Raw genomic sequence first — 22,245 nt, forward strand, 5'->3', positions numbered from 1 at the left:
GGAATTGATATGAAAATTGTTATTGCCCCCGATTCATTCAAGGAGAGTCTGAGCGCCATGGCGGTGGCTGATGCCATCGAGGCTGGTTTCAAACAGGTGTTGCCAAACGCTACCTACGTCAAATTGCCGATGGCCGATGGCGGTGAAGGTACGGTGCAATCGCTGGTGGATGCCACCGGTGGCCGCATCCTGCCGGTCGAAGTGACCGCGCCTCTTGGCAACAAGGTGCAGGGCTTCGTCGGCCTGCTGGGTGATGGCGAGCGCGCCGTCATCGAGATGGCCGCCGCTTCCGGCATCCATCTGGTGGCGCCCGAGCAGCGCAATCCGCTGCTCACCTCCAGCTTCGGCACCGGCGAGCTGATCCTGGCCGCGCTGGAGATGGGGGTGAAGCACCTTATCCTCGGTATCGGCGGCAGCGCCACCAATGACGGCGGTGCCGGCATGATCCAGGCGCTCGGCGGCAAGCTGCTCAAAGCGGATGGCTCTGCCATCGAGCTGGGTGGCGCAGGTCTTGCCGAACTCGCGACCATCGATCTGAGCGGTCTGGATCCGCGTCTGAGCGAGCTGGTTATCGAGGTGGCGTGCGATGTGAACAACCCGCTCTGCGGCCCGAAAGGCGCCTCCGCCGTGTTTGGCCCGCAGAAGGGGGCGACTCCAGAGATGGTGGCGCAACTCGATGCCAACCTCTCCCGTTATGCCGACTGCATTGAGCAGGCCCTTGGCAAGCAGGTGAAGGATATTCCGGGGGCGGGCGCTGCCGGTGGCATGGGGGCCGCGCTGGTCGGTCTGCTTGGTGCCGAACTCAAGCCTGGCATTAAGATCGTGATTGAAGCCCTGAAGCTGGCCGAGGAAGTGGCCGATGCGGATCTGGTTATCACCGGCGAAGGGCGCATCGACAGCCAGACCATCCATGGCAAGACGCCAATCGGTGTCGCACGTTGCGCCAAGCAGTTCGGCAAGCCGGTGATCGGTATCTCCGGTTGCCTGACCGACGATTGCGGTGTGGTACATGATCACGGGCTGGACGCGGTATTCGCCGTGGTCAACCGCGCCATGTCTCTGCCGGAGGCGCTGGAGAGCGCCAGCACCAATATTCAACTCACTGCGCGCAACGTAGCGGCGCTCTATCAGCTCAAGGGCTGATCCGGTTCGGCCGATGCGCCCCATCGGCCACTCAATATCCCCGTTTGGGGCATCTCCCATCCCGAGAGATGTCTGACTGCCCTGGCACTTATTTGCCGATCCATCGTGATCGGCTCTTTTCTTTCTGCTCCTTTGTCTTGCCACACTTTTGACTCCATGGGTAAGCGCGGTTTTGATAGGCGCAAATCTCCCTTTACGGCATAGTGGTCGTACCAAGTACAAGGAGAGACTCATGTTCCTGCTGACCCTGGGGGTTGCGCTGTTTACCCTGATCCATCTCTATCCCTGTTTTGCGGTGGCCCATCGGGCACGACTGAGAGAACGGCTGGGTGAGAATCGCTACAAGGGGCTCTTCTCCCTGCTGGTGTTTGTCGCCATAGCCTGCATCATCGCCGGTTGGCGGTCGGCCAGCTCGCTGCCGCTCTACTTCCTGCCGGAGTGGGGGCCGATGACCATGACGGTGATGATGCCCTTTGCGCTGATCCTGTTCTTCTCCGGCCAGGGGCCCAACCATCTGCGCCGCTGGCTGGTGCATCCCCAACTGCTCGGTACCCTGCTCTGGGCGGTGGCCCATCTGCTGGTCAACAGCGAGGCGCGCTCTCTGGTGTTGTTTGGCGGCATCGGGCTGTGGGCGCTGGTGAGCATGGTCTGGATTTCGGTGCGGGACTGGCAGCGATATCCCCGTCCGGCGGCTAACTGGACGGGCACCGGCATCAGCGTCGGGGCGGGCCTGGCTGCCACCGCGCTGCTGGTGTTCTGGGGCCACGGCTGGCTGACCGGCATTCCATTGCATTGAGAGTGAACTGCGGCTCTGGTAACCGCGTATGATGGACAAAACAAAAGGAGTCTTGGCGATGAAATGGTTCACTCTGTTGCTGTTATTGGGGGCCGGTGCGGCCTCTGCGGCGTGCCCAGATTATTTCAATGTGGAGATGCGGGAGCTCAACAATGCCCAGCGCCACAACCTCTGTCAGCTGACCGAGGACAAGGTAGTGCTGGTGGTCAATACCGCCTCCTATTGCGGCTACAGCGGCCAGTTCCGAGATCTGGAGAAGCTCTACCAGAGCTACAAGGATAAAGGGCTGATTATTCTGGGCTTCCCCTCCAACGACTTCTGGCAGGAGGCGGGCAACGAGACCAAGACCGCCGAGGTATGCCGCCGCGACTATGGCGTCACCTTCCCGATGTTCAATCGGGTAGCGGTGCGGGGCTCCGATGCTGTGCCACTGTTCAAGGGGTTGGCGGCGGCCGCTGATGGGGATGAGCCGAACTGGAACTTCCACAAGTATCTGGTGGGACGCGATGGCAAGCTGATCGCCAGCTACGGCGCCAACCAGAATCCGGCTGACGACCCCCTCAAACTGCAGATCACCCGGGCGCTGGGGCTCTGACCCTACCCCTTGGCGGGCGGCTCTGGAATAATGGGCTACCGCCACTCAATCCGGTTATCCTGTGCTGCAACGTCTTCCTCAAATGGTGATCTTCGATGCGCTGGTGCGCGAGCAGGGGATCTCTGCCGCCGCCCGTCGTCTCGGGGTCTCCAAATCCCATATCAGCAAGCAGCTGGCGCTGCTGGAGACCACCCTTGGCGCCCAGCTGGTGCAGCGCACCACCCGCCGCTTCGTCCTGACCGAGCTGGGTCAGGAGTATGCCCGTCACTGCCATGCGCTGGTGGCGGTGGCGCAGGAGGCTGACTCCATGATCGCCGAGCGGCGTGGCAAGGTGAGTGGCGTGCTCCATCTCGGGGTGGGCCAATCTTTTGGTCGTCTGCACGTCATTCCTCATCTCAAGGCGTTTCAGGATCGCTATCCCGAGCTGGAGCTGGAGGTCTCGCTGTTCGACCACAGAACCAATCTGGTGGATGAGGGGCTGGATCTCTGGCTCACCACCTATGAGGACAAGCCGGAAGGGCTGGTGGGACAGCGGCTGGCCGACATTGGCTTCGTGGTGGCGGCTTCGCCGGATTACCTGCTGAGCCACGGTACGCCGCTCCATCCCAAGGATCTGGCCCAGCACAACTGCATCACTTACCAGAGTCGGGAGCGGCGCTATCACCAGTGGTCGTTTCGCCAGGGCAAGGAGCGCCAGACGGTGCAGGTGGCGGGCAACTATCGGGTGGATATGGCGGAGGCGGTGCGGGATGCGGCACTGGCCGGGCTCGGCATCGCCTATATCGCCAACTACTTGCTGGACAAGGAGTTACAGAGCGGCAAGCTAATCCCGGTGTTGCCAGGATGGCGACCGAACCAGCAGATGGCGGTACACGCCGTTTATGCCAGGCGCGAACATCTGGATCCCAAGATCCGTCTCTTCATCGATTTCCTCAAGGCCAGATTTGGCCCCGAACCCTATTGGGAGCAGCGACTGGTCCCCTGGCTCGGGGGTAAATTGTCCGGCAGTGAGGAATGATTGTTTCCATATAAAAACTCTCGATTTCTCCTGATACTAAAACCGAACCAAATCAGCCAGTTGGCGCAACCGATATCGTGCAAACGTTTTTTCTAACAGGCTTGTAACCAAGCGGACTTGCAGTGACGGGGTGAGAGGCGCAGAATCCGCGCCCATCTTTTGCCCCACCTGATGGAGTCCCTATGATTGCCCTGCTCGGCATCCTGAGTATCCTGGCGCTTGCCGTCATCTGCTCTGATAATCGTCGTCGTATCCCATTGCGAACAGTTGGTCTTGCCCTCTGTCTGCAAGTCATGTTTGCCGGTCTGGTGCTCTGGCTGCCTGCCGGTCAGCACGTGCTGAACGGGGTCAGCGAGAGCGTAAGCAGCGTGATCGGTTATGGTCAGGAGGGGATCGCCTTCCTGTTCGGCGATCTGGCCAAGTTCAAGCTGGGCTTCATCTTTGCCTTCAACGTGTTGCCGGTCATCATCTTCTTCTCCGCGGTGATCGCCATCCTCTACCACATCGGCATCATGCCGCGGGTGATCGCCCTGCTGGGTGGTGGCTTGCAGAAATTGCTGGGCACCGGCCGTGCCGAGAGCCTCTCCGCGACCGCCAACATCTTCGTCGGCATGGTGGAAGCGCCGCTGGTGGTCAAACCCTACCTCTCCAAGATGTCCGATTCCCAGTTCTTCGCGGTGATGAGCTGTGGTCTCGCTTCCGTCGCCGGTGGCACTCTGGTGGGCTATGCCAGCCTCGGGGTTGAGTTGAAATACCTGATCGCTGCCGCCTTCATGTCGGCCCCTGCCGGTCTGGCGATGGCCAAAATCCTGGTGCCGCCGGGAGCTGAAGAGGTCGATCACCATCAGGATGTTGAGATCCCCCGTGCCACCAACGTGATTGAAGCGGCGGCCGATGGCGCCATGTCCGGCCTCAATATTGCGGTGGCGGTCGGTGCGACCCTGCTGGCCTTCGTTGGTGTGATCGCCATGCTCAATGGCCTGCTCGGCTGGGCTGGCGGTCTGGCAGGGCTGGATCTGAGCTTCCAGATCATTCTGGGCTGGCTGTTTGCCCCCGTCTCCTGGCTGATCGGTGTGCCCTGGGATCAGGCACAAGCCGCTGGCGCCCTGATCGGTACCAAGATCGTGGTCAACGAGTTCGTCGCCTTTATCGGCCTGGTGCAGGATCAGACCCTGAGCGAGTCGAGCAAGGCCATCGTGACCTTCGCCCTGTGCGGCTTTGCCAACATCTCCTCCATGGCGATCCTGATCGGCGGTCTGGGCTCCATGGTGCCGGAGCGCAAATCCTTCATCGCCCGTTACGGCATGCGCGCCATTCTCTCCGGCGTGCTGGCGAACCTGATGAGCGCCTGTCTGGCCGGTCTGTTCCTCGCCCTGTAACAGTCGCGGTACGGAATAGATGTAACAAGGGCGCCCTGATGGCGCCCTTGTCATATGGATAAAATGAAGCCCCGGCCTTGGTCGGGGCTTCTTGTTGCTGCTCAGTCGACGTAGAAGGTCTGCTGGAAGCTGAGGTTCTGTTGCTGCCCACCGCCCATGATCTTCAGGGTGAACTGATAGGTATCTTCGTTGCGGTAGGGGAGGGTCGCCAGATAGTAGATGGCATCGCCCTCTTTTACCTCCTGAAAGTTCAGGGTGCGGATGGTGCCGGTCAGGTTCTTGGCCTCACCGGTGATCCCCACGGCTTGCGCCACTTTCTGCTTGTCCTGTACCGCGATATTGATGATGGCGTTGTAGCGACTGCGCTCCAGTCCATACGCTTTGGCGACCTCCGGTGTGAGGAAGCTGGAGTTGAAGGCGTTGTAGTGTACCAGCCAGGGCCCCAGCTCCTTCATCTGTTCTGCCTTGAGCGGCAGGGTCATCAGCAGTGCCAGCAGGCCACTCATCCAGGCTGTTTTCATCTGTCATCCCTCTCATATCTACGGTTGGCGCAGGCCGATTCATTCAACCTTGCGTGTCATTCAGCAGTGCACTCACTTCTTGCGGCAACTGTTTGGGACTGTCGATGGCGACGGTTTTGTGCCGTCCAAGCTCGCCCCGCACTATGGTGATCTGTCCCTTGGCCACCTTGAACTGCTTGGCCAGAAACTTGATCAGATGGCTGTTGGCTTGGCCATCGACGGGCGGCGCCGTGATGGCCACTTTCAGCTCTTCGCCATGCAATCCGATGATCTGATCCCGACTCGCCTTGGGCTGGATCACCAGATGCAGTACCAGTTCATCCCCTTGTTGCAGGACGGCTGGCATCAAATCATCCACCACAGCTGGCCAAACAGGTCACCCAGCAGGTAGTTGATGGCTTGCAGGCCGATAAAGGCGACCAGCACCGAGAGATCCAGCCCGCCCAGTGCCGGCAGTACGCGGCGGATAGGGGCGAGGAATGGCTCGGTCAGCTGATGCATCACGTATTCGATGGGGTTGCGGCCCTGGCTGACCCAGCTCAGGATGGCGCGGATCAGCAGTACCCAGAAGATCATCGAGCCGGCTTTCTTCAGCACGGTCAGCGCGGCAAACAGGCTGATGTTGAGCCAGTCCGCCAGCAGTACGTTCATGCTCTTGAGCAGGGCCAGCTTGGCGAAGGCGATGGCCAGCGCCAGCACCACGGAAGCGAGATCGATGCCGCCCAAGCCCGGGATAACGCGGCGCAGCGGGATCACCAGCGGATTGGTCAGCTTGACCACCATCTGGCTCATCGGGTTGTAGAAGTCAGCGCGGGCCCACTGCAGCCAGACGCGCAGCAGGATCACCATCAGGTAGAGATCGAAAACGGTGTTAATCAGAAAGTAAGCAGTGTTCATCTGGGCTCCTGTTAGAAGAGGGTTTCCATTTCGGTGGCACGAGCAACGGCCGCCTGCATGGCTTGCGCAGTCAGCGGCATCAGCCCCTGCTGCTGGAATGTCTTGATGGCTTCGGCTGTGGTGCCGCCCTTGCTGGTGACCTGCTCACGCAGGGTTTGCAGCGACAGCCCAGGGTTCTGCTCCACCATGGCGGCTGCGCCCAGCGCGGTCTGCTGCACCAGCAGGCGTGCCTGATCGGGCGAGAAACCCATCGCTTCGGCCTCTTCGGCGATGGCCTGCATAAAGAGGAAGAAGTAGGCCGGAGCACTGCCCGCCGCGGCGATGACGCCGTTGATGCCAGACTCCTGCTCCACCCAGAGGGTCTTGCCGACCGCCTGCATCATCTGCTCGGCAAACGCGCGATCACTGGCTCCAATATGCTCGGGGGCGTAGAGGCCGGTCATGCCCAGACCCAGCAGGGCAGGGGTATTGGGCATGGTGCGGATGATGCGGTCGTGGCCACCGGCCATCTCGCCAAGGCGCGCCACCTTGATACCGGCCGCGATGGAGATGAGCAGCTTGCCTTCAAGGGAGCCCAGCTCTTCAACCAGTGCTGCCAGCATGCCGGCCATCAGCTGCGGCTTGACTGCCAGCACGATCACTTCGGCGTCGCGGGCCGCCTCGGCATTACTCTGGGTGATGCGAATGCCATGTTCGCTCGCCAGCGTCTCCAGCTTGGGCAGACTGGGGTTGGCGGCCGTGATCTGCCCGGCGGGATAACCCGCCTTGACCAGTCCGGCGATGATGCTGCGGCTCATGTTGCCCGCGCCTATAAAGGCCAACGTTCTATGCTGCATCAGATGCTCCTGTAGCACATGGGGTCGCGGCGGGGTTGGCGCTGCCTGCACCACCTGACGCCAGAATTCGGTGTTCCATCAAACGCTCCTGTTGATGAAGTCGGGCAAGAGGCGGACGTATGGGTTATCCGCTGGCCTTGCCTATGAGTAGTCACGGGCGCCGAAGATGGCGGTGCCGACCCGCACCATGGTGCTGCCGTGGGCGATCGCCAGTTCAAGATCCTCGGTCATGCCCATCGAGAGGGTATCCACCGTGGGGTATTGTCGCGCAAGCTCGGTGAACAGAGTCTGCATGCGGGTCATTTGGGCGGCCAGTACGCGCTCGTCACTGGTGTGCTCTGGAATGGCCATCAGTCCCCGCAGCACCAGTCGCTCACTTTGAGAGACCTGCTCGGCAAGGCGGAAAATCTCTTGTTCCGACGTTCCGGATTTGCTGCTCTCTCCGCTAATATTGATTTGCAGACAAACATTTAGCGGTGCCATTGTAGTTGGGCGCTGGTTGTTGAGGCGGTCGATCAGCTTGTCCCGATCCACGCTCTGCACCCAGTCGAACCGTTCGGCGACCAGTTTGGATTTGTTCGATTGCAAAGGGCCGATAAAGTGCCACTCTATGTCGCTATATTCCGGCTGCTGGCGCAAGGTATCGATCTTGGCCGCTGCTTCCTGAGCGTAGGATTCGCCAAAGCAGCGCTGACCTGCGGCATGGGCGGCCATGATGGCCTCGACCGGCTTGGTCTTGCTCACGGCCAGCAGGCGGATCTGCTGCAGGTTGCGGCTAGCCCGTTCGGCGGCCTGGGCAATACGTTCCTTTACCTGAAACAGGTGCTGGGCAATCTGGTTCATATTTCGTTAGTGATCTTGTGATGGGAGAATGACAAGTCTATGGATATCACAGAGTTATTGGCTTTCAGTGTAAAGCATAAAGCCTCGGATCTACACCTCTCGGCCGGGGTTCCCCCGATGATCAGGGTTGATGGTGAGGTTCGCAAGATCAATTTGCCCGCCCTGGAACACCGGGAAGTGCATGCCCTCATTTACGACATCATGAACGACCATCAGCGCAAGGAGCTGGAGGAGAACTTCGAGGTCGATTTCTCGTTCGAGGTGCCCAATCTGGCCCGTTTCCGGGTCAACGCCTTCCAGCAGGCGCGCGGTTCGGGCGCGGTATTTCGTACCATCCCCAGCACTGTGCTGAGCCTCGAAGATCTCGATGCGCCGGAGATCTTCCGCAAGATTGCCGAGTTCCCGCGGGGTCTGGTGTTGGTGACCGGCCCGACCGGTTCCGGTAAGTCGACCACCCTGGCGGCCATGGTCAACTACATCAACGAGAACTTCCATCACCACATCCTCACCATCGAGGACCCCATCGAATTCGTCCACGAGAACAAGCGCTGCCTGGTGAACCAGCGGGAAGTACACCGTGATACCAAGAGCTTCAGCAACGCCCTGCGCTCGGCACTGCGGGAAGACCCGGACATCATTCTGGTGGGCGAGATGCGCGACCTTGAGACCATTCGTCTGGCCATGACTGCCGCCGAAACCGGCCACTTGGTGTTTGGCACTCTGCACACCTCGTCGGCGGCCAAGACCATCGACCGTATCATCGACGTCTTCCCTGGTGCGGAGAAGGACATGGTACGCTCCATGCTCTCCGAATCCCTGCGGGCGGTCATCTCCCAGACCCTGCTCAAGCGCATTGGTGGCGGTCGGGTGGCAGCGCACGAGATCATGATGGGCATTCCGGCGGTGCGTAACCTCATTCGGGAGGACAAGATTGCCCAGCTTTACTCGGTGATCCAGACCGGGATGACCCACGGCATGCAGACCATGGATCAGAGCCTCAAGCAGCTGGTGAGTCGTGGCGTGGTGGCATCCCTCGATGCCAAGGCCAAGGCCGTTGATCCCAACAGCATTTAAGCGACTTGTACCCAGGGAGGGATAAATGATGAATCTGGATGATCTGCTGAGCGAGCTGGTCGAGCGAAAGGGATCGGATCTGTTTGTGACGGTGGGCTCGCCGCCCACCCTCAAGGTAAATGGCCATCTGGTGTCGCTGGGGGGAGACGCGCTCGACAAGAAAGGGGCGCTGACGCTGGTCAGGGATACTCTCAGCAGCGATCACTTCGAGCGCTATGTCCGCACCAAGGAGGCCAACTACGCGATTTACCGCGAGGCGCTGGGTCGCTTTCGGGTCAGCGCCTTCTGGCAGCAGGAGCTGCCCGGTATGGTGATTCGTCGTATCGAGACCCGCATTCCCACCTTTGAAGATCTGCAGCTCCCCAGGATCCTGCAGGAGGTGGCGATGGCCAAGCGCGGGCTGGTGCTGTTTGTCGGTGCCACCGGGGCGGGTAAATCGACCACTCAGGCGGCGATGATCGGCTATCGCAACCAGCATGCCGATGGTCATATCCTGACGGTGGAAGACCCGGTGGAGTTCGTCCATCAGCATGGCCGTAGCCTGGTGACCCAGCGGGAGGTGGGGATCGACACCGAGTCGTTCGATGTAGCACTGAAAAGCTCGCTGCGTCAGGCACCGGACGTGATCCTGATCGGCGAGATCCGAAGTCAGGAGACCATGGAGTTTGCCCTTCAGTTCGCCGAGACTGGCCATCTCTGTCTCGCCACTTTGCATGCCAACAACGCCAACCAGGCGCTGGATCGCATCCTCCATCTGGTGCCGCAGGAGAAACATCGCCAGTTTCTGTTCGATCTCTCCTTCAACCTCAGAGCCATTGTCGCCCAGCAACTGGTGCCGAGTGTCGATGGTTTGCGGCGCAGTGCGGCATTCGAGATCCTGCTCAATACCCCGCTCATCACCGACATCATCCGCAAGGGAGAGATGCACCGTCTCAAGGAGGTGATGACCAAATCTGCCGAACTGGGCATGCAGACCTTCGATCAGGCGCTTTTCAGCCTGTTCTGCGCCGGCCAGATTGGCTACAGTGAGGCCCTCGCCCATGCCGACTCGGCCAACGACCTGCGGCTGCTGATCAAGCTCTCCGGTCGCGAGCAGCTGGGGTCCGGCACACTGGAAAATGTGACGCTGGATGAATGAAACATGGGGCCGATCCGCTGTTCGGCCCCTCGCCAGAAAGGAACGTTATGCTGATTGTGGTTTCCCCGGCCAAGACGCTGGATTACGAGTCACCGCTGGTGACCCCCCGTTTCACCCAACCCGAGCTGCTGGATCACTCCGCCGAACTGATTCGCCGGGCCCGCCAACTGAGCCCTGACCAGATCGCCACTCTGATGAAGATCAGCGACAAGCTGGCCGGTCTCAATGCCGCCCGTTTTGCCGAGTGGCAGCCAGATTTCACCCCCGCCAATGCCCGTCAGGCGCTGCTGGCTTTCAAGGGGGATGTCTACACCGGTTTGGCGGTGGAGGATTTTAGCGAGGCCGATTTTGACTTCGCTCAGGCACACCTGCGGATGCTCTCCGGCCTCTACGGCGTGCTTCGCCCCCTCGACCTGATGATGCCCTATCGACTGGAGATGGGGACCAGGCTCAACAATAGTCGCGGCAAGGATCTCTACCAGTTCTGGGGGGAGGTGATCACTCACCATCTCAATGACGCGCTGGCTGCGCAGGGGGATGAAGTGCTGATCAATCTGGCCTCCGACGAGTATTTCAAGTCGGTACGACCCAAGAGCCTGAAAGGGCGGATTGTCACACCGGTGTTCAAGGATGAGAAGAACGGCCAGTTCAAGATCATCAGCTTCTACGCCAAGAAGGCGCGCGGCATGATGGCTCGCCACATCATCAAGCACCGTCTGACCGAGGTGGAGCAGCTGACCGGTTTCAACGCCGAGGGCTACTACTTTGTGCCGGAAGAGTCGGACGCCAATACCCTGATGTTTAAACGCGCCGAAAATTAATTACAAAAAGAGGGAACCAATCTTTCGACCCGCGGGTCTGAATATTTGAATCCTCTGTTGTAAGCACTTTTTATTCGCCGACGTTTGATACGTCGGCTTTTTTATTGCCGTTTTTATTGTCCATCGATTGCCTTCGCCGGGACTATGTGGTTCAGATAGACTCAAGACAGGGAGCGAGTTGTCGTGAGGTGAATATGGAACAGAAAAATGCCATTCGGCAGGTTGCCGTCCCTTGGGCTCCGTCCCGCCAGCTCCCGCCCGGTCTGGTTGTGGCCGAGTTGCATCAGGATCTCTGGAGCGACTCCCTGACCATCATGCTGGGGCGGGCGCGCAGCATCGATCTACCCCCGCAAATCCTCTGCAGGGTCTATTTTCGCCATATTTATGCCCTGCGGGTCATCGAGGATTGCGATCTGGCTGAGGGGAAGGATAGCCACGCCATCGAAGAGCAGATCCAGCTCATCACTCCATCCCGTTTTGCCAGCTGGTTCCATCAGGAGTCGGACGGCCTGCATCTGGATGAAGATCTGCAGCACTATCGCATCTCCACTTGGGATTACTGCGCCGATGTGCTGACCTCTTCTGCGCCAGAGCTGCAGTTCCTGCCCCAGAGCGAGTAGCCAGCGATAACGCCAGAGGCCAAGGGGGATCCTTCGCCTCTTGTCTTTGTGGAGGTGCAGAGCGTGCGATGCTCAGGTCACTCAGTCAGAGGGTGGCCTGTTGTGTTGCCACAAAAAAAGCGCCTCAGAGGAGGCGCGGGGAAAAAGACAGATTGGAAGCGTCACATGGGTGCTACTTGAATCAGCGAATGAGCCGTGCCATTCAAGTATGGAGCCATCATGCCAAGCTCAATCTGAAGTAGTTCTGAGGCGATTCTTCATCTTCTGTTCATCTTGTCAGCAAGGCGTGGCCACTGATTGAAAGCCTTTTCATTCTGGTCGCGATATTGTCCCGTTCCTCTCCGGGGACGCTCATTGTCTCATGGGGCCAGCTCGAATGTTGTGCCTGCCTGTTCCAGTGCCAGCAACCAGCGCTTGATGGGAATGCCGCCAGCATAGCCGGTTAGATCGCCGCTGCGTCCGATCACCCGATGGCAGGGTACTATGATGCTCAGCGGATTGCGGCCATTGGCAGCGCCTACTGCTCGCACTGCCTTGGGATTGCCGATAGCCTGGGCAATCTCGAGATAGCTCACGGTCTCGCCATACGGGATATCACACAAAGCGTTCCACACCGTTTGCTGGAACGGGGTGCCCTTCGGTGCCATGGGCAGATCGAACTGCTGCAATTTTCCGGCAAAATAGGCGGTGAACTGCTCGACGAAAGGAGCAAGAGCCAGGTCATCACGCTGCCACTCATTGGTCGGAGTTACCGGCTGCTCCCCCCGCACGAACTCCACATAGCGCAGACCATCCTGATCGATGGCGACCAGCAGGGGGCCGCGGGCGCTGTCGCAAAAACTGTATCTCATCGGCTGACATCCTTTGGGGGCTGGCTCAGTCCAGAACCGGTTTGCCGCGGGCGGATTTGATATCCCCCTTGCGCTTTTTGGCATCGACCCGTTTGCGCTGGGAGCTGCGGGTCGGCTTGGTGGCATGGCGAGCCTTGGGGCGCCAGGCTGCTTTCTTCAGCAACTCCACCAGACGGTTCATCGCCTCCTTGCGGTTCATGTCCTGGCTGCGATGGCTCTCGACCCGGATCAGGATAAAGCCATCGTGTACCCGGCTGTCGCTCAGCTTGTCGAGACCCTCCTTGTAGAGGGGCGTCAGGCTGGGAGAGTTGCGGTAATCGAAGCGCAGCCAGACGGCGGAGTCGGTCTTGTTGACGTGCTGTCCACCGTTGCCCTGTGCCCGCATGGTCTGAAATTGCAGCTCATGCCAGGGAATCGTGACGCTGTTGGAGATAACTAACATGCTGTTTTGCTCTTGTTTGGTGCATACCCGCTGACCGCTGCAGCATGGTGCCTCATTATGGGGCGTGCTGGCCGGTTATGGGGATGTGCCTGACGAATGGCGCAGGCATTAAACTCTATCTATATGAAATAAAACAATAAAAATACTTGGCATAAGAATTGAAACCCGATTCATGACACACCATGGATTGGGAGCAACCAGATGAAGCTGATTAGTGCGATTATCAAACCGTTCAAGTTGGACGATGTCCGCGAGGCTATTGCCAACCTGGGGGTGGAAGGGCTGACCGTGTCCGAGGTCAAGGGATTTGGCCGCCAGAAGGGACACACCGAATTATACCGGGGAGCCGAGTATCAGGTCGACTTCCTGCCCAAGGTGAAGCTGGAGATTGCTACCGCCGATGATAACGTGGAAGGGGTGATCGAGGCGATCTGCAAGGCGGCCTATACCGGCAAGATCGGCGACGGCAAGATCTTTGTCTATGACTTGCTGCAGGCGGTGCGCATCCGCACCGGCGAAAGTGACGACGAGGCGCTGTGATGAACCGCATCCGTGACGTACAGATCTGTTGACCTCCCGATCTCGGGGAATCCCGATGGAGTGAGCGCTTATTGAAGCCTGATCAACATAACGTTTTGCTCAGAAGAGGCCGAATGGGATTCCATCCGGCCCTTTTCAATTATGGGCGATTAAATATGTGATGTGGCGACGGCGAGCTTTCTTGATCCGCTTATAAGATGTATGCAGAATGCAAACGGAAATCGTTATCACTATGTATAGCTAATCAAGGAATGGATGATGAAAATGAAGATGTTGGCACTGGCTTTCTCTGCGTTGGCAGCTCAGTCGGCATTGGCGGCCGGGGAAGTGAATGTCTACTCCAACCGGCAGGATGAGCTGATCAAGCCCATCATCCAGCAGTTCGAGAAGGAATCTGGCATCAAGGTGAACGTGGTGTTCGCCAAAGAGGGATTGAACGAGCGTCTGGAGCGGGAAGGCAAGCTCTCTCCGGCCGACCTGATGCTGACCGTCGATATCAGCCGTCTGACCGATCTGGTGGACAAGGGGCTGGTGCAGCCGGTAGACAGCAAGATCCTGCAGGAGAACATCCCCGCCATCTATCGTGATCCGGAGAATCGCTGGTTCGCCCTGACCACCCGGGTTCGCGCCATCTACTCCAGCAAGGATCGCCTCGGCAAGCTCGAGACCATCAGCTACGAAGACTTGGCCAAGCCTGAATTCAAAGGAAAAATCTGCACCCGCAGCGGCAAGCATGAGTACAATGTGGCGCTGGTCTCCTCCATGATTGCCCATCACGGTATGGCCGAGACCAAAACCTGGCTGGAAGGGGTCAAGGCCAACCTGGCGCGCAAGCCGCAGGGCAACGACCGGGATCAGGTCAAGGCGATCAAGGATGGTATCTGTGACGTGTCACTCGGCAACAGCTACTATCTGGGCGCCATGTTGAAAGATCCGGCGCAGAAGTCCTGGGCGGATGCGGTCTATATCAACTTCCCGAACCAGGCTGACCGCGGTGCCCACGTCAACGTGAGCGGCGTGGCCATGACCAAGTATGCCAAGAACAAGGCCGAGGCCCAGAAGCTGATGGAGTTTCTGGCTGGCGACACCGCCCAGCACATGTATGCGGACGTGAACGCCGAATATCCGGTCAAGGCCGGAGTCGAGCCTTCCGCCATGGTCAAGTCCTGGGGCAGTTTCAAGTCTGACGCACTACCGGTCAGCGATTACGCCAAGCACCGCAAGGACGCCTTGCAGTTGCTGGATGAAGTGAAGTTCGATTTGTAATCAGATGGGGCCAACGGCCCCATCAACATCTGTGGTCTCATGAAAAATTTTGGATGGATGACCGGCAGCTGGGCCATCGCCCTGCTGCTGGGTTTACCGGTTATAGCCCTGCTTTTCTCTGCCTTCTCGGCTGAGGGGGAGCTGTTTCGCCACCTCGCCGATACCGTGCTGCTCGATTATCTCGGTAATACCCTGGGGCTGGTGGTCGGCGTAGTATTGCTAAGCCTGCTGTTTGGCGTACCCACCGCCTGGCTGGTGGCCATGTGTCAGGTGCCGGGGCGCCGTGCCCTGCAGTGGGCCTTGATGCTGCCAATGGCCATGCCCTCCTATATCGTCGCCTACGTCTATACCGACTTGCTCGACTACTCGGGCCCGCTACAGGCCGGGTTGCGAGCACTCTTTGGCTGGAACAGCCCTGCCGATTACTGGTTTCCTGCCATTCGCTCCCTTGGTGGCGCCGCCTGGGTGCTGGCGCTGGTGCTGTTCCCCTATGTCTATCTGCTGACCCGCGCCTCTTTTCTCGAGCAGTCAGTCAGCCTGATCCACTCCAGCCGCCTGCTCGGCTGCACCCCGTGGCAGAGCTTTCGTCGCCTCAGTCTGCCGCTGGCGCGCCCCGCCATCATGGTGGCGGTATCGCTGCTGGCCATGGAGACGCTGGCAGATTTTGCCACCGTCCACTTCTTTGCCATCAACACCCTGACCACGGCGGTCTACGACACCTGGCTCGGCTACGGTAGTCTGGCCACCGCGGCCAAACTCTCCTGCCTGATGCTGCTGGCTGTGGTGCTGCTGATCGCGCTGGAGCGCCGCTCGCGCAGTCGGCAGCAGGTGTTCCAGAAGTCCATGGGCCATGAGCAGCCGCTGCGCTATCCGCTCAAGGGGATTGGCCGTTGGTTGGCCGGTCTCTGGTGCTGGGGGCTGGTGCTTGCCGGTTTCGGCCTGCCGTTCGTCATCCTGCTCGATTACGGGGTGCGCTACTTCGAGTTGTCGTGGACACCGGAGTTTGTCCGCTTCGCCGGCAACAGCTTGGCTATCTCGGCGCTAACCGCCCTGCTGGCGATGGGCATCGCCCTGCTGCTCGGCTTCTTCCGCCGCCTCGATGGCGGTATAAAGAGTCTGTTGCCCCTGCGCATCGCCGCCATGGGTTACGCCATGCCGGGCACCGTGCTCGCCATCGGGGTGCTGGTGCCGCTCACCGCCCTCGACTTTGCCATCAACGATCTGGCCGAGTGGCTCGGGCGTCAGGGGCCGGGCTTGCTGCTGACCGGCACCATTACCGCCATCGTGTTCGGCTATTTGGTGCGCTTCGTGGCCATCGCCATCGGCTCGGTGGAGAGCAGCATGGGCAAGATCTCCCCCAGTCTCGACATGGCAGCCCGCTCCTTGGGGCAGGGGGATGGCGGCATGCTGCGGCGGGTCCATCTGCCGCTGGTGCGCCGAGGTCTGTTTGCCGGTGCCATGCTGGTATTCATCGAATCCATGAAGGAGCTGCCCGCCGCCCTGCTGCTGCGGCCGTTCAACTTCGATACTCTGGCGACCCACGTCTACCAATTCGTCTCGGACGAGATGCTGGAGCGCGGCGCGCTGGGGGCCATCGTCATCGTGCTGGTGGGGCTGTTGCCGCTGATCTGGGTCAACCGCAGTCTGGACAGTCCGGGCCACTGAGTCGCCACGTCGGCCAATGAAATTGCATGCGGTGCGCTGAACCAAAAGGCTGCGCGCCGCCAGAAACGAGAGGAAGTCAGCCTTGTCCTGTTTGCAGGTTGAAAATGTCAGCTGCCGTTACAACGGCCGCAATGTGCTGGAACAGCTCTCCCTGACGGTGGCAGACAACGAGATCGTCTGCCTGCTGGGAGCCAGTGGCTGCGGCAAAACCACGCTGCTCAAGGCCATCGCCGGGCTGCTGCCGCTGGCCGATGGCTCGATTCGCCTCGGCGATACCCTGCTCGACGGGCCGGGTGCCAGCGTGCCGCCCGAGGCGCGCAACATCGGCATGATCTTTCAGGATTACGCCCTCTTCCCCCACCTGACGGTGGCCGACAACGTCGGTTTCGGTCTGACCAAATTCGATCGCCGCGCCCGCCAGCAGCAGGTTGACGAGGCGTTGGCGCTGGTCAATCTGCAGGGGCTGGGGGATCGTTATCCGCACCAGCTCTCCGGCGGCCAGCAGCAGCGGGTGGCCATCGCCCGGGCGCTGGTGTGCAAGCCACGGCTGATGCTGCTGGATGAGCCCTTCTCCAACATCGATACCCAGGTGCGGATGAAGCTGATCCTCGAGATCCGCGCCCTGCTCAAGCAGCAGGGGATCGGCGCCATCTTCGTCAGCCACAGCAAGGAGGAGGCGTTCGCCTTCGCCGATCGGCTGGCGCTGTTTCGCGCCGGTCACATCGAACAGGTGGGCCAGCCGGAGCAGCTCTATCGCCGCCCGCAAAACCGCTTCGTGGCGGAGTTTCTCGGCGGGGTCAACTATCTGGCCGCCGAGGTGGTGGACAGCCACTGTGTACAGACGGCGCTCGGGGTCATCTGTGGCAGCGAGCCTCATGGCCGGGCGGTGGGCGAGCAGTTGCAGCTGATGCTCAGACCCCAACAACTGCTGCTGGAGAGCGCCGCAGATGGGGAGGTCAAGGTGGTGGAGCAGCAGTTCCTCGGCCACCACTGCCGGGTGCTGTTCGAGTGTGGCGAGCTGCAGCTGGAGGCGAGCATTGGCGAGCCCCTTGATGGGATGCGGGCACGGATCAAGGTTGCCCCCCATGGGCTGGTGTTGTTTGACCCTTTGCCCTGAACGCGTGATATCGTCGTGAAATCAAAGAACTGGATCCACTCTGGTTTATAATCGCGCAACGCAAATAGCCCGTAACGCTAACGCCTACTCAGGGGAGAGATATATGAAAGCCCAAGCCGGGATCTGCGCAGAGCCGAATCTGCACGCCCTCTATCTGATGTTCAATCGCACCGGCGATGCCGCCGAACTGGTCGGCCGTTTGGCCAAACTGCCCGCCCTGTGGCAGGCGGTCGCCGCCGATTTCCCCGATGCCGGTTTCAGCGGTCTGGTTGCTGTTGGCGCCGACGCCTGGGATGGTCTCTACCCTGCCGCCCGTCCGCCCCAGTTCCGCAGCTTTATGGCGCAATCCGCCAACGGTCAGGAAGCCCCCAACACCCCGTTTGATCTCTTTATTCAGCTGCGCGCCGATCGGGTGGATGTGCTGCACCACGCCGGTCACCGTGTGATGGCACTGCTGGCCGGACTGGTCGAGCTGGCCGAAGAGGTGCGCGGTTTCCGCAACCTGGATTGCCGTGACCTGACCGGTTTCGTTGATGGCACCGAGAACCCGCAGGATGAGCACCGTGCCGAAGTGGCGCTGGTGGCGGAAGGCGAGTTTGCCGGTGGCTCCTACATTCATGTCCAGCGCTGGGTCCATGCCATGAGCGACTGGGAGAAGCTGGCGCAAAAAGAGCAGGAAGACATTATCGGTCGCACCAAGCCCGATAACATCGAGTATGAGTCTGCCGCCAAACCGCTGACCGCCCACATCAAGCGGGTCAATCTCAAGACTCCGAAGGGAGAGTCCATGGAGATCCTGCGCCAGAGCATGCCCTGGGGCACCATGACCGAGCAGGGGCTCTACTTCATCTCCTGCTGCCGCACTCCTCAGCACTTCAACGCCATGCTGGCCAGCATGTACAAGGGGGAGGGCAGCCACTTCGACCACCTGCTGCGCTTTACCAAGGCGGTGACCGGCGCGGCTTTCTTCGCCCCATCGGAAGGTTTTTTGATGGCGCAGGGCAAATAAGCCCGCCTGACGAAGACTCAGAAAACAAAATCCCGGCCTTGGCCGGGATTTTTCGTTCTGGCGTGACCGCTATGACGCGGTGGCGGCCATTACGGCGTCTGTTCGAACAGCTCGAGGGCGGAGAGGTAGAGCTCTTCGATATCGGTGTCGCTGGTCGGGGTGATGAAGATAGTGTCATCACCGGCGATGGTACCGAGGATCCCCTCTGCCTTGCCAAGGGAGTCGAGCAGGCGGGCGATCAGCTGGGCTGCGCCCGGGCTGGTGTGGATCACCACCAGTGCGCCGTTGTGATCGACGTCCAGTACCAGATTCTTGAGCGGGCTGGAGGTGGTGGGCACACCCAGTTCCACCGGCAGGCAGTAGACCATCTCCATCTTGGCATTGCGAGTGCGAACGGCGCCGAAGCGGCTCAGCATGCGCGATACCTTGGACTGGTTGATGTTCTCGAAGCCCAGCTCTTGCAGGGCGGTGACGATTTCTGCCTGGGAGCCAAAGCGCTCTTCTTTCAGCAAGGCTTTAAAGGCCTTGGCCAGTTTTTCTTGCTTGTCGTTGTGTTTCATCTTGGTCTCACGAATGAGGAGGTGTGGCGGCCTGTGCGATACAGGCGGCAGATACGAACAGCGGGGCCATTTTGCATTCATATGCCGTTTTTTGCAAGGAAGCGGCGCTTGTTCTGCATATTGATTCAAAAATGGCTTGCATCAACCTTTATTAGGGATAGAATCGGGATGAAATTTTGAAAACTTATTCAATTGGGCTGTATGGGTATTGAATTAATAGGTATCGAGAAGTCCTGGCACAAGGTGCCGGTTCTGCAACAGGTCAGCTTTCGGACATCCCCCGGTGAAACCTTGGTGTTGCTGGGCCCGAGCGGTGCTGGCAAGAGTTCCCTGCTACGGATGATGAACCTGCTGGATACCCCGGATGCGGGTGTTCTGCGGATTGGCGAAAGTGAATTTTCTTTCCCGATCTCCCTCTCTGCTGCCGAATTCAACCGCCAGTCCCAACTGCTGCGTCGCAAGGTGGGGATGGTGTTCCAGCAGTACAATCTCTGGCCACATCTCACTGTGATGGAGAATCTGATTGAAGCGCCGGTCAAGGTGCTTGGCATGAGCAAGGAGGCCGCCATCGAGAAGGGGGCCTATCTGCTGGCCCAGCTGCAACTGGCCGACAAGCGCGATGCCTGGCCTGCCCGTCTCTCTGGCGGCCAGCAGCAGCGGGTGGCCATTGCCCGTACCCTGATGATGGACCCGGAAGTGCTGCTGTTTGACGAGCCGACTGCTGCCCTCGATCCCGAGATCACCAAGGAGGTGGCCGAGATCATCCGCAACCTGAGCCAGACCGGCATTACCCAGGTGGTGGTGACCCACGAGGTCGACTTTGCCCGCAAGGTGGCCAGTCAGGTGATTTATCTGGAGAAGGGGCGGATCATCGAATCCGGCACCGCTGCCATTTTCCAATCCCCGCAAACCAGCCGGTTTGCCGAATTCTTGATGCATTGATATTGAATCGATAAGGAAGCTGTCATGAAAAAGAGTCTGTTGTTGGTTGCTGCCATGGGCCTGTTGAGTACCTCCGTCATGGCCAAAGAGATCAAGTTCGCCACCGAGGCCACCTACGCGCCGTTCGAATACCTGGATGACAAGAACGAGTTTCAGGGTTTTGACATCGATCTGGCGCGCGCCATCTGCGAGCAGGCCAAGCTGGAGTGCAGCTTCCATAACCAGGCCTTTGACAGCCTGATCCCCAGCCTCAAATTCCGTCGCTATGATGCCGCCATTGCCGCCATGGACGTGACCCCGGAGCGCTCCGCGCAGGTCGATTTCTCCGACATCTATTACGAGAACTCGGCAGTATTCGTCGCCAAGAAAGGGGCCTTCAAGGGGCCGGAAGAGATGGTCGACAAGACAGTCGGCGTGCAGAACGGTACCTCTCACCAGTCCTATCTGGTGGATAACTGGGTGAGCAAGGGTCTGCTGACCGTGCCGTACGCCAGCTACCAGAGCGCCTTCCTCGACATGATGAATGGCCGTACCGACGGTGTCTTTGCCGATACTGCCGTTGCTGCCGACTGGCTGAAGCAGCACAAGGAGTATGCGGTGGTGGGTGCGCCGGTGACGGATGCCAAGTACTTCGGTACCGGCTTTGGCATCGCGGTCGCCAAGGGCAATCAGGAGCTGCTGACCCAGCTGAACAAGGGGCTGGCCGAGATCAAGGCCAACGGCACCTATCAGAAAATCTTCGACAAATACTTCGCGCAGTAAGCCATGTTGAGCCTGTTGTTGGATGCAGCCTGGATGACCCTCGGGCTGGCCTTGGCATCACTGGTCGGGGGCATGGTATTGGCACTGGCGTTCAGTGCCGCCGAGCTCAGCAAGAAGCGTGCGCTGGTGTGGCCGGTGGCCACCCTGACCACGCTGATCCGTGGCCTGCCCGAGTTGCTGGTGGTGCTGTTCATCTACTTCGGCTCGACCCAGGTGCTGTTCCTCATCACTGGCGAGTATGTGGAGTTCAGCCCGTTCGCCTGTGGCGTGCTGGCGCTCTCCCTGCTGTTCGCCAGCTATGCGACCCAGACCCTGCGGGCGGCGCTCAATGCAGTGCCTTCAGGTCAACGGTTGGCGGCGCTGGCGTTGGGTTTGAGCAAGAGCCACATCTTCTTTCGCATCGTGTTGCCGCAGGCGTGGCGCCATGCCCTGCCGGGCCTCGGCAACCAGTGGCTGGTGTTGCTGAAAGATACCGCGCTGGTGTCGCTTATCGGGGTCAACGAGATGATGCGTCAGGCCCAGATGGCCTCGGCCAGTACCTATCAGCCCTTCACCTGGTATGCCGCTGCGGCTCTCATCTATCTCGCTATCAGTCTGGTGAGTGAATATGGCCTCGGGCTGGCTGCCCGCTACACCCGCCGCTACGGAGGCTAACTGATGCAAGAGTATCTCGTTACGTTGCTGGGCGGTCTTGTCACCACGCTGGAGCTGACCCTGTTCAGCCTGCTGCTGGGGATTGTGCTGGCGGCCCTGATGACCTGGGTGCTGGAGCTGCGCCTGCCGGTGGCGACCCAGCTGGTGCAGCTGTGGGTGCTGCTCTTTACCGGTACGCCGCTGCTCATTCAGATCTTCCTGATTTACTACGGACCGGGCCAGTTCGAGTGGCTGAAAGCCAGCCCGCTTTGGCCGCTGCTCAAGCAGCCCTGGTTCTGCGCCGTGCTGGCGCTGGGCCTCAACACGGCGGCCTATTCCACCCGGTTGTTCAAGGGGGCGCTCGATGCCATCCCGGCTGGTGAGGTGGAGGCGTGTCGTGCGCTTGGTTTTAACGGCCGCCAGACCTTGTGGATGAAGGTTCGCCACGCCGCCCGTCATCTGGTGCCTGCCTACTCCAACGAGGTGATCCTGGTGCTCAAGGGGAGCTCCCTCGCCAGTACCATCACCATCATGGACATCATGGGGCTGGCGCAGGGGTTGAACGCTCAGACCTACGATACCCTGGCGGTGTTCGGGGTGGCTGGCGGGCTTTATCTGGCGATGAACGGATTGTTAACAATTGGTTTTCGCTGGTGTGAAAAACGGGCGCTGGCATTCCAATCATGAGACCTTCAAATCTACCTCTTTATGGTAAGGGGAAGTGCAGAAAAACTGTGCTTCTCCTCCAACTTTTTGTATTTCCCTCCAATTTTTGCT

26 protein-coding genes are annotated in these 22,245 nt (G+C 59.7%); 18 read left to right on the forward strand and 8 right to left on the reverse strand.

What is annotated here, in order from left to right:
- Positions 1-9 precede the first annotated feature (9 nt).
- The 5 genes from G5332_RS08795 to G5332_RS08815 all read left to right on the forward strand — a co-directional run bounded on the left by G5332_RS08795 (position 10) and on the right by G5332_RS08815 (position 4,931).
- Positions 10-1,143, forward strand: a complete 1,134-nt coding sequence (locus G5332_RS08795) for a glycerate kinase (RefSeq protein ID WP_368152914.1) — start codon at positions 10-12, stop codon at positions 1,141-1,143.
- Positions 1,144-1,375: 232 nt separating this feature from the next.
- A complete protein-coding gene (locus G5332_RS08800; RefSeq protein ID WP_042084306.1) occupies positions 1,376-1,939 on the forward strand; it encodes an NnrU family protein in 564 nt (187 codons plus the stop codon).
- A 58-nt stretch (positions 1,940-1,997) separates the two neighbouring features.
- Positions 1,998-2,534 (forward strand): glutathione peroxidase, encoded by a 537-nt coding sequence (locus G5332_RS08805; protein ID WP_227341895.1) that lies wholly within the window; start codon positions 1,998-2,000, stop codon positions 2,532-2,534.
- Positions 2,535-2,616: 82 nt separating this feature from the next.
- Positions 2,617-3,552 (forward strand): LysR family transcriptional regulator, encoded by a 936-nt coding sequence (locus G5332_RS08810; protein ID WP_042053315.1) that lies wholly within the window; start codon positions 2,617-2,619, stop codon positions 3,550-3,552.
- Positions 3,553-3,734: 182 nt separating this feature from the next.
- Entirely contained in the window at positions 3,735-4,931 is a 1,197-nt protein-coding gene (locus G5332_RS08815; RefSeq protein ID WP_227341896.1) for a NupC/NupG family nucleoside CNT transporter, read from the forward strand.
- A 101-nt stretch (positions 4,932-5,032) separates the two neighbouring features.
- Here the strand turns inward: G5332_RS08815 and G5332_RS08820 are convergent, their stop codons facing one another.
- The 5 genes from G5332_RS08820 to G5332_RS08840 all read right to left on the reverse strand — a co-directional run bounded on the left by G5332_RS08820 (position 5,033) and on the right by G5332_RS08840 (position 8,028).
- Complete coding sequence (locus G5332_RS08820; protein WP_005340339.1) at positions 5,033-5,452, reverse strand: DUF4426 domain-containing protein; 420 nt, start codon at positions 5,450-5,452, stop codon at positions 5,033-5,035.
- A 43-nt stretch (positions 5,453-5,495) separates the two neighbouring features.
- Positions 5,496-5,798 carry a DUF167 family protein YggU gene (yggU, locus tag G5332_RS08825; RefSeq protein ID WP_005340341.1) on the reverse strand — a complete coding sequence of 101 codons (303 nt, stop codon included), beginning with the start codon at positions 5,796-5,798 and terminating at the stop codon, positions 5,496-5,498.
- A complete protein-coding gene (locus G5332_RS08830; RefSeq protein ID WP_421249529.1) occupies positions 5,798-6,349 on the reverse strand; it encodes a YggT family protein in 552 nt (183 codons plus the stop codon). Before G5332_RS08830 ends, yggU begins: the two co-directional genes overlap by 1 nt.
- 11 nt (positions 6,350-6,360) lie before the next feature.
- A complete protein-coding gene (gene proC, locus G5332_RS08835; protein ID WP_421249530.1) occupies positions 6,361-7,185 on the reverse strand; it encodes a pyrroline-5-carboxylate reductase in 825 nt (274 codons plus the stop codon).
- Positions 7,186-7,326: 141 nt separating this feature from the next.
- On the reverse strand, positions 7,327-8,028 hold the full coding sequence (locus G5332_RS08840; RefSeq protein WP_100654584.1) for a YggS family pyridoxal phosphate-dependent enzyme: 702 nt from the start codon (positions 8,026-8,028) through the stop codon (positions 7,327-7,329).
- Positions 8,029-8,067: 39 nt separating this feature from the next.
- Between G5332_RS08840 and tapT the strand changes: the two genes are divergently transcribed.
- The 4 genes from tapT (at position 8,068) to G5332_RS08860 (ending at position 11,681) form a co-directional block, all read left to right on the forward strand.
- On the forward strand, positions 8,068-9,102 hold the full coding sequence (tapT, locus tag G5332_RS08845) for a type IVa pilus ATPase TapT (RefSeq protein WP_005340354.1): 1,035 nt from the start codon (positions 8,068-8,070) through the stop codon (positions 9,100-9,102).
- A gap of 28 nt (positions 9,103-9,130) precedes the next feature.
- Positions 9,131-10,240: a type IVa pilus ATPase TapU gene (gene tapU, locus G5332_RS08850; protein ID WP_227342977.1), complete on the forward strand. Its 1,110-nt coding sequence runs from the start codon at positions 9,131-9,133 to the stop codon at positions 10,238-10,240.
- 47 nt (positions 10,241-10,287) lie between these two features.
- A complete protein-coding gene (yaaA, locus tag G5332_RS08855) occupies positions 10,288-11,061 on the forward strand; it encodes a peroxide stress protein YaaA (RefSeq protein ID WP_201937767.1) in 774 nt (257 codons plus the stop codon).
- Between the two features lie 194 nt (positions 11,062-11,255).
- Entirely contained in the window at positions 11,256-11,681 is a 426-nt protein-coding gene (locus G5332_RS08860; protein ID WP_005340360.1) for a hypothetical protein, read from the forward strand.
- A 359-nt stretch (positions 11,682-12,040) separates the two neighbouring features.
- On the opposite strand, the gene G5332_RS08865 is transcribed toward G5332_RS08860, so the two are convergent.
- The gene (locus G5332_RS08865; protein WP_227341897.1) at positions 12,041-12,532 is read right to left on the reverse strand and encodes a methylated-DNA--[protein]-cysteine S-methyltransferase; all 492 of its coding nucleotides are present in this window, start codon (positions 12,530-12,532) and stop codon (positions 12,041-12,043) included.
- A gap of 25 nt (positions 12,533-12,557) precedes the next feature.
- Positions 12,558-12,974, reverse strand: a complete 417-nt coding sequence (gene arfB / locus G5332_RS08870; protein WP_139430011.1) for an alternative ribosome rescue aminoacyl-tRNA hydrolase ArfB — start codon at positions 12,972-12,974, stop codon at positions 12,558-12,560.
- A gap of 201 nt (positions 12,975-13,175) precedes the next feature.
- On the opposite strand from arfB, the gene glnK reads away from it, so the two are divergent.
- The 5 genes from glnK (at position 13,176) to G5332_RS08895 (ending at position 18,571) form a co-directional block, all read left to right on the forward strand.
- A complete protein-coding gene (gene glnK, locus G5332_RS08875; RefSeq protein ID WP_005341406.1) occupies positions 13,176-13,514 on the forward strand; it encodes a P-II family nitrogen regulator in 339 nt (112 codons plus the stop codon).
- Positions 13,515-13,772: 258 nt separating this feature from the next.
- Complete coding sequence (locus tag G5332_RS08880) at positions 13,773-14,780, forward strand: Fe(3+) ABC transporter substrate-binding protein (RefSeq protein WP_021230948.1); 1,008 nt, start codon at positions 13,773-13,775, stop codon at positions 14,778-14,780.
- Positions 14,781-14,819: 39 nt separating this feature from the next.
- Positions 14,820-16,445, forward strand: a complete 1,626-nt coding sequence (locus tag G5332_RS08885) for an ABC transporter permease (RefSeq protein ID WP_421172264.1) — start codon at positions 14,820-14,822, stop codon at positions 16,443-16,445.
- An 82-nt stretch (positions 16,446-16,527) separates the two neighbouring features.
- Positions 16,528-17,562: an ABC transporter ATP-binding protein gene (locus G5332_RS08890; RefSeq protein WP_421311231.1), complete on the forward strand. Its 1,035-nt coding sequence runs from the start codon at positions 16,528-16,530 to the stop codon at positions 17,560-17,562.
- 103 nt (positions 17,563-17,665) lie between these two features.
- Positions 17,666-18,571, forward strand: a complete 906-nt coding sequence (locus G5332_RS08895) for a Dyp-type peroxidase (protein WP_201990763.1) — start codon at positions 17,666-17,668, stop codon at positions 18,569-18,571.
- Positions 18,572-18,660: 89 nt separating this feature from the next.
- Here G5332_RS08895 and argR read toward each other — a convergent pair whose 3' ends face one another.
- On the reverse strand, positions 18,661-19,131 hold the full coding sequence (gene argR, locus G5332_RS08900; protein WP_005340378.1) for a transcriptional regulator ArgR: 471 nt from the start codon (positions 19,129-19,131) through the stop codon (positions 18,661-18,663).
- Between the two features lie 201 nt (positions 19,132-19,332).
- Between argR and G5332_RS08905 the strand changes: the two genes are divergently transcribed.
- Genes G5332_RS08905 through artM form a run of 4 tightly spaced genes read left to right on the forward strand, consistent with a single transcriptional unit; the run spans position 19,333 to position 22,155 of the window.
- Positions 19,333-20,073, forward strand: a complete 741-nt coding sequence (locus G5332_RS08905; protein WP_160881760.1) for an ATP-binding cassette domain-containing protein — start codon at positions 19,333-19,335, stop codon at positions 20,071-20,073.
- 24 nt (positions 20,074-20,097) lie between these two features.
- A complete protein-coding gene (locus G5332_RS08910; protein WP_019445594.1) occupies positions 20,098-20,835 on the forward strand; it encodes a transporter substrate-binding domain-containing protein in 738 nt (245 codons plus the stop codon).
- 3 nt (positions 20,836-20,838) lie between these two features.
- Positions 20,839-21,489, forward strand: coding sequence for an arginine ABC transporter permease ArtQ (artQ, locus tag G5332_RS08915; protein ID WP_139741551.1), 651 nt, complete (start codon positions 20,839-20,841; stop codon positions 21,487-21,489).
- 3 nt (positions 21,490-21,492) lie between these two features.
- Positions 21,493-22,155, forward strand: a complete 663-nt coding sequence (gene artM, locus G5332_RS08920; RefSeq protein ID WP_005348902.1) for an arginine ABC transporter permease ArtM — start codon at positions 21,493-21,495, stop codon at positions 22,153-22,155.
- Positions 22,156-22,245 lie beyond the last annotated feature (90 nt).

Origin of the sequence: Aeromonas sp. 603757, assembly GCF_049171255.1 — a bacterium.
Taxonomy (GTDB): Bacteria; Pseudomonadota; Gammaproteobacteria; order Enterobacterales; family Aeromonadaceae; genus Aeromonas; species Aeromonas veronii_A.

Excerpts from the sequence above, each read along its gene's own strand:
- G5332_RS08795 (WP_368152914.1), top strand. The coding sequence starts at position 10 with ATGAAAATTGTTATTGCCCCCGATTCATTCAAGGAGAGTCTGAGCGCC.
- G5332_RS08800 (WP_042084306.1), top strand. The coding sequence starts at position 1,376 with ATGTTCCTGCTGACCCTGGGGGTTGCGCTGTTTACCCTGATCCATCTC.
- G5332_RS08805 (WP_227341895.1), top strand. The coding sequence starts at position 1,998 with ATGAAATGGTTCACTCTGTTGCTGTTATTGGGGGCCGGTGCGGCCTCT.
- G5332_RS08810 (WP_042053315.1), top strand. The coding sequence starts at position 2,617 with ATGGTGATCTTCGATGCGCTGGTGCGCGAGCAGGGGATCTCTGCCGCC.
- G5332_RS08815 (WP_227341896.1), top strand. The coding sequence starts at position 3,735 with ATGATTGCCCTGCTCGGCATCCTGAGTATCCTGGCGCTTGCCGTCATC.
- G5332_RS08820 (WP_005340339.1), bottom strand. The coding sequence starts at position 5,452 with ATGAAAACAGCCTGGATGAGTGGCCTGCTGGCACTGCTGATGACCCTG.
- yggU (WP_005340341.1), bottom strand. The coding sequence starts at position 5,798 with ATGCCAGCCGTCCTGCAACAAGGGGATGAACTGGTACTGCATCTGGTG.
- G5332_RS08830 (WP_421249529.1), bottom strand. The coding sequence starts at position 6,349 with ATGAACACTGCTTACTTTCTGATTAACACCGTTTTCGATCTCTACCTG.
- proC (WP_421249530.1), bottom strand. The coding sequence starts at position 7,185 with ATGCAGCATAGAACGTTGGCCTTTATAGGCGCGGGCAACATGAGCCGC.
- G5332_RS08840 (WP_100654584.1), bottom strand. The coding sequence starts at position 8,028 with ATGAACCAGATTGCCCAGCACCTGTTTCAGGTAAAGGAACGTATTGCC.
- tapT (WP_005340354.1), top strand. The coding sequence starts at position 8,068 with ATGGATATCACAGAGTTATTGGCTTTCAGTGTAAAGCATAAAGCCTCG.
- tapU (WP_227342977.1), top strand. The coding sequence starts at position 9,131 with ATGAATCTGGATGATCTGCTGAGCGAGCTGGTCGAGCGAAAGGGATCG.
- yaaA (WP_201937767.1), top strand. The coding sequence starts at position 10,288 with ATGCTGATTGTGGTTTCCCCGGCCAAGACGCTGGATTACGAGTCACCG.
- G5332_RS08860 (WP_005340360.1), top strand. The coding sequence starts at position 11,256 with ATGGAACAGAAAAATGCCATTCGGCAGGTTGCCGTCCCTTGGGCTCCG.
- G5332_RS08865 (WP_227341897.1), bottom strand. The coding sequence starts at position 12,532 with ATGAGATACAGTTTTTGCGACAGCGCCCGCGGCCCCCTGCTGGTCGCC.
- arfB (WP_139430011.1), bottom strand. The coding sequence starts at position 12,974 with ATGTTAGTTATCTCCAACAGCGTCACGATTCCCTGGCATGAGCTGCAA.
- glnK (WP_005341406.1), top strand. The coding sequence starts at position 13,176 with ATGAAGCTGATTAGTGCGATTATCAAACCGTTCAAGTTGGACGATGTC.
- G5332_RS08880 (WP_021230948.1), top strand. The coding sequence starts at position 13,773 with ATGAAAATGAAGATGTTGGCACTGGCTTTCTCTGCGTTGGCAGCTCAG.
- G5332_RS08885 (WP_421172264.1), top strand. The coding sequence starts at position 14,820 with ATGAAAAATTTTGGATGGATGACCGGCAGCTGGGCCATCGCCCTGCTG.
- G5332_RS08895 (WP_201990763.1), top strand. The coding sequence starts at position 17,666 with ATGAAAGCCCAAGCCGGGATCTGCGCAGAGCCGAATCTGCACGCCCTC.
- argR (WP_005340378.1), bottom strand. The coding sequence starts at position 19,131 with ATGAAACACAACGACAAGCAAGAAAAACTGGCCAAGGCCTTTAAAGCC.
- G5332_RS08905 (WP_160881760.1), top strand. The coding sequence starts at position 19,333 with ATGGGTATTGAATTAATAGGTATCGAGAAGTCCTGGCACAAGGTGCCG.
- G5332_RS08910 (WP_019445594.1), top strand. The coding sequence starts at position 20,098 with ATGAAAAAGAGTCTGTTGTTGGTTGCTGCCATGGGCCTGTTGAGTACC.
- artQ (WP_139741551.1), top strand. The coding sequence starts at position 20,839 with ATGTTGAGCCTGTTGTTGGATGCAGCCTGGATGACCCTCGGGCTGGCC.
- artM (WP_005348902.1), top strand. The coding sequence starts at position 21,493 with ATGCAAGAGTATCTCGTTACGTTGCTGGGCGGTCTTGTCACCACGCTG.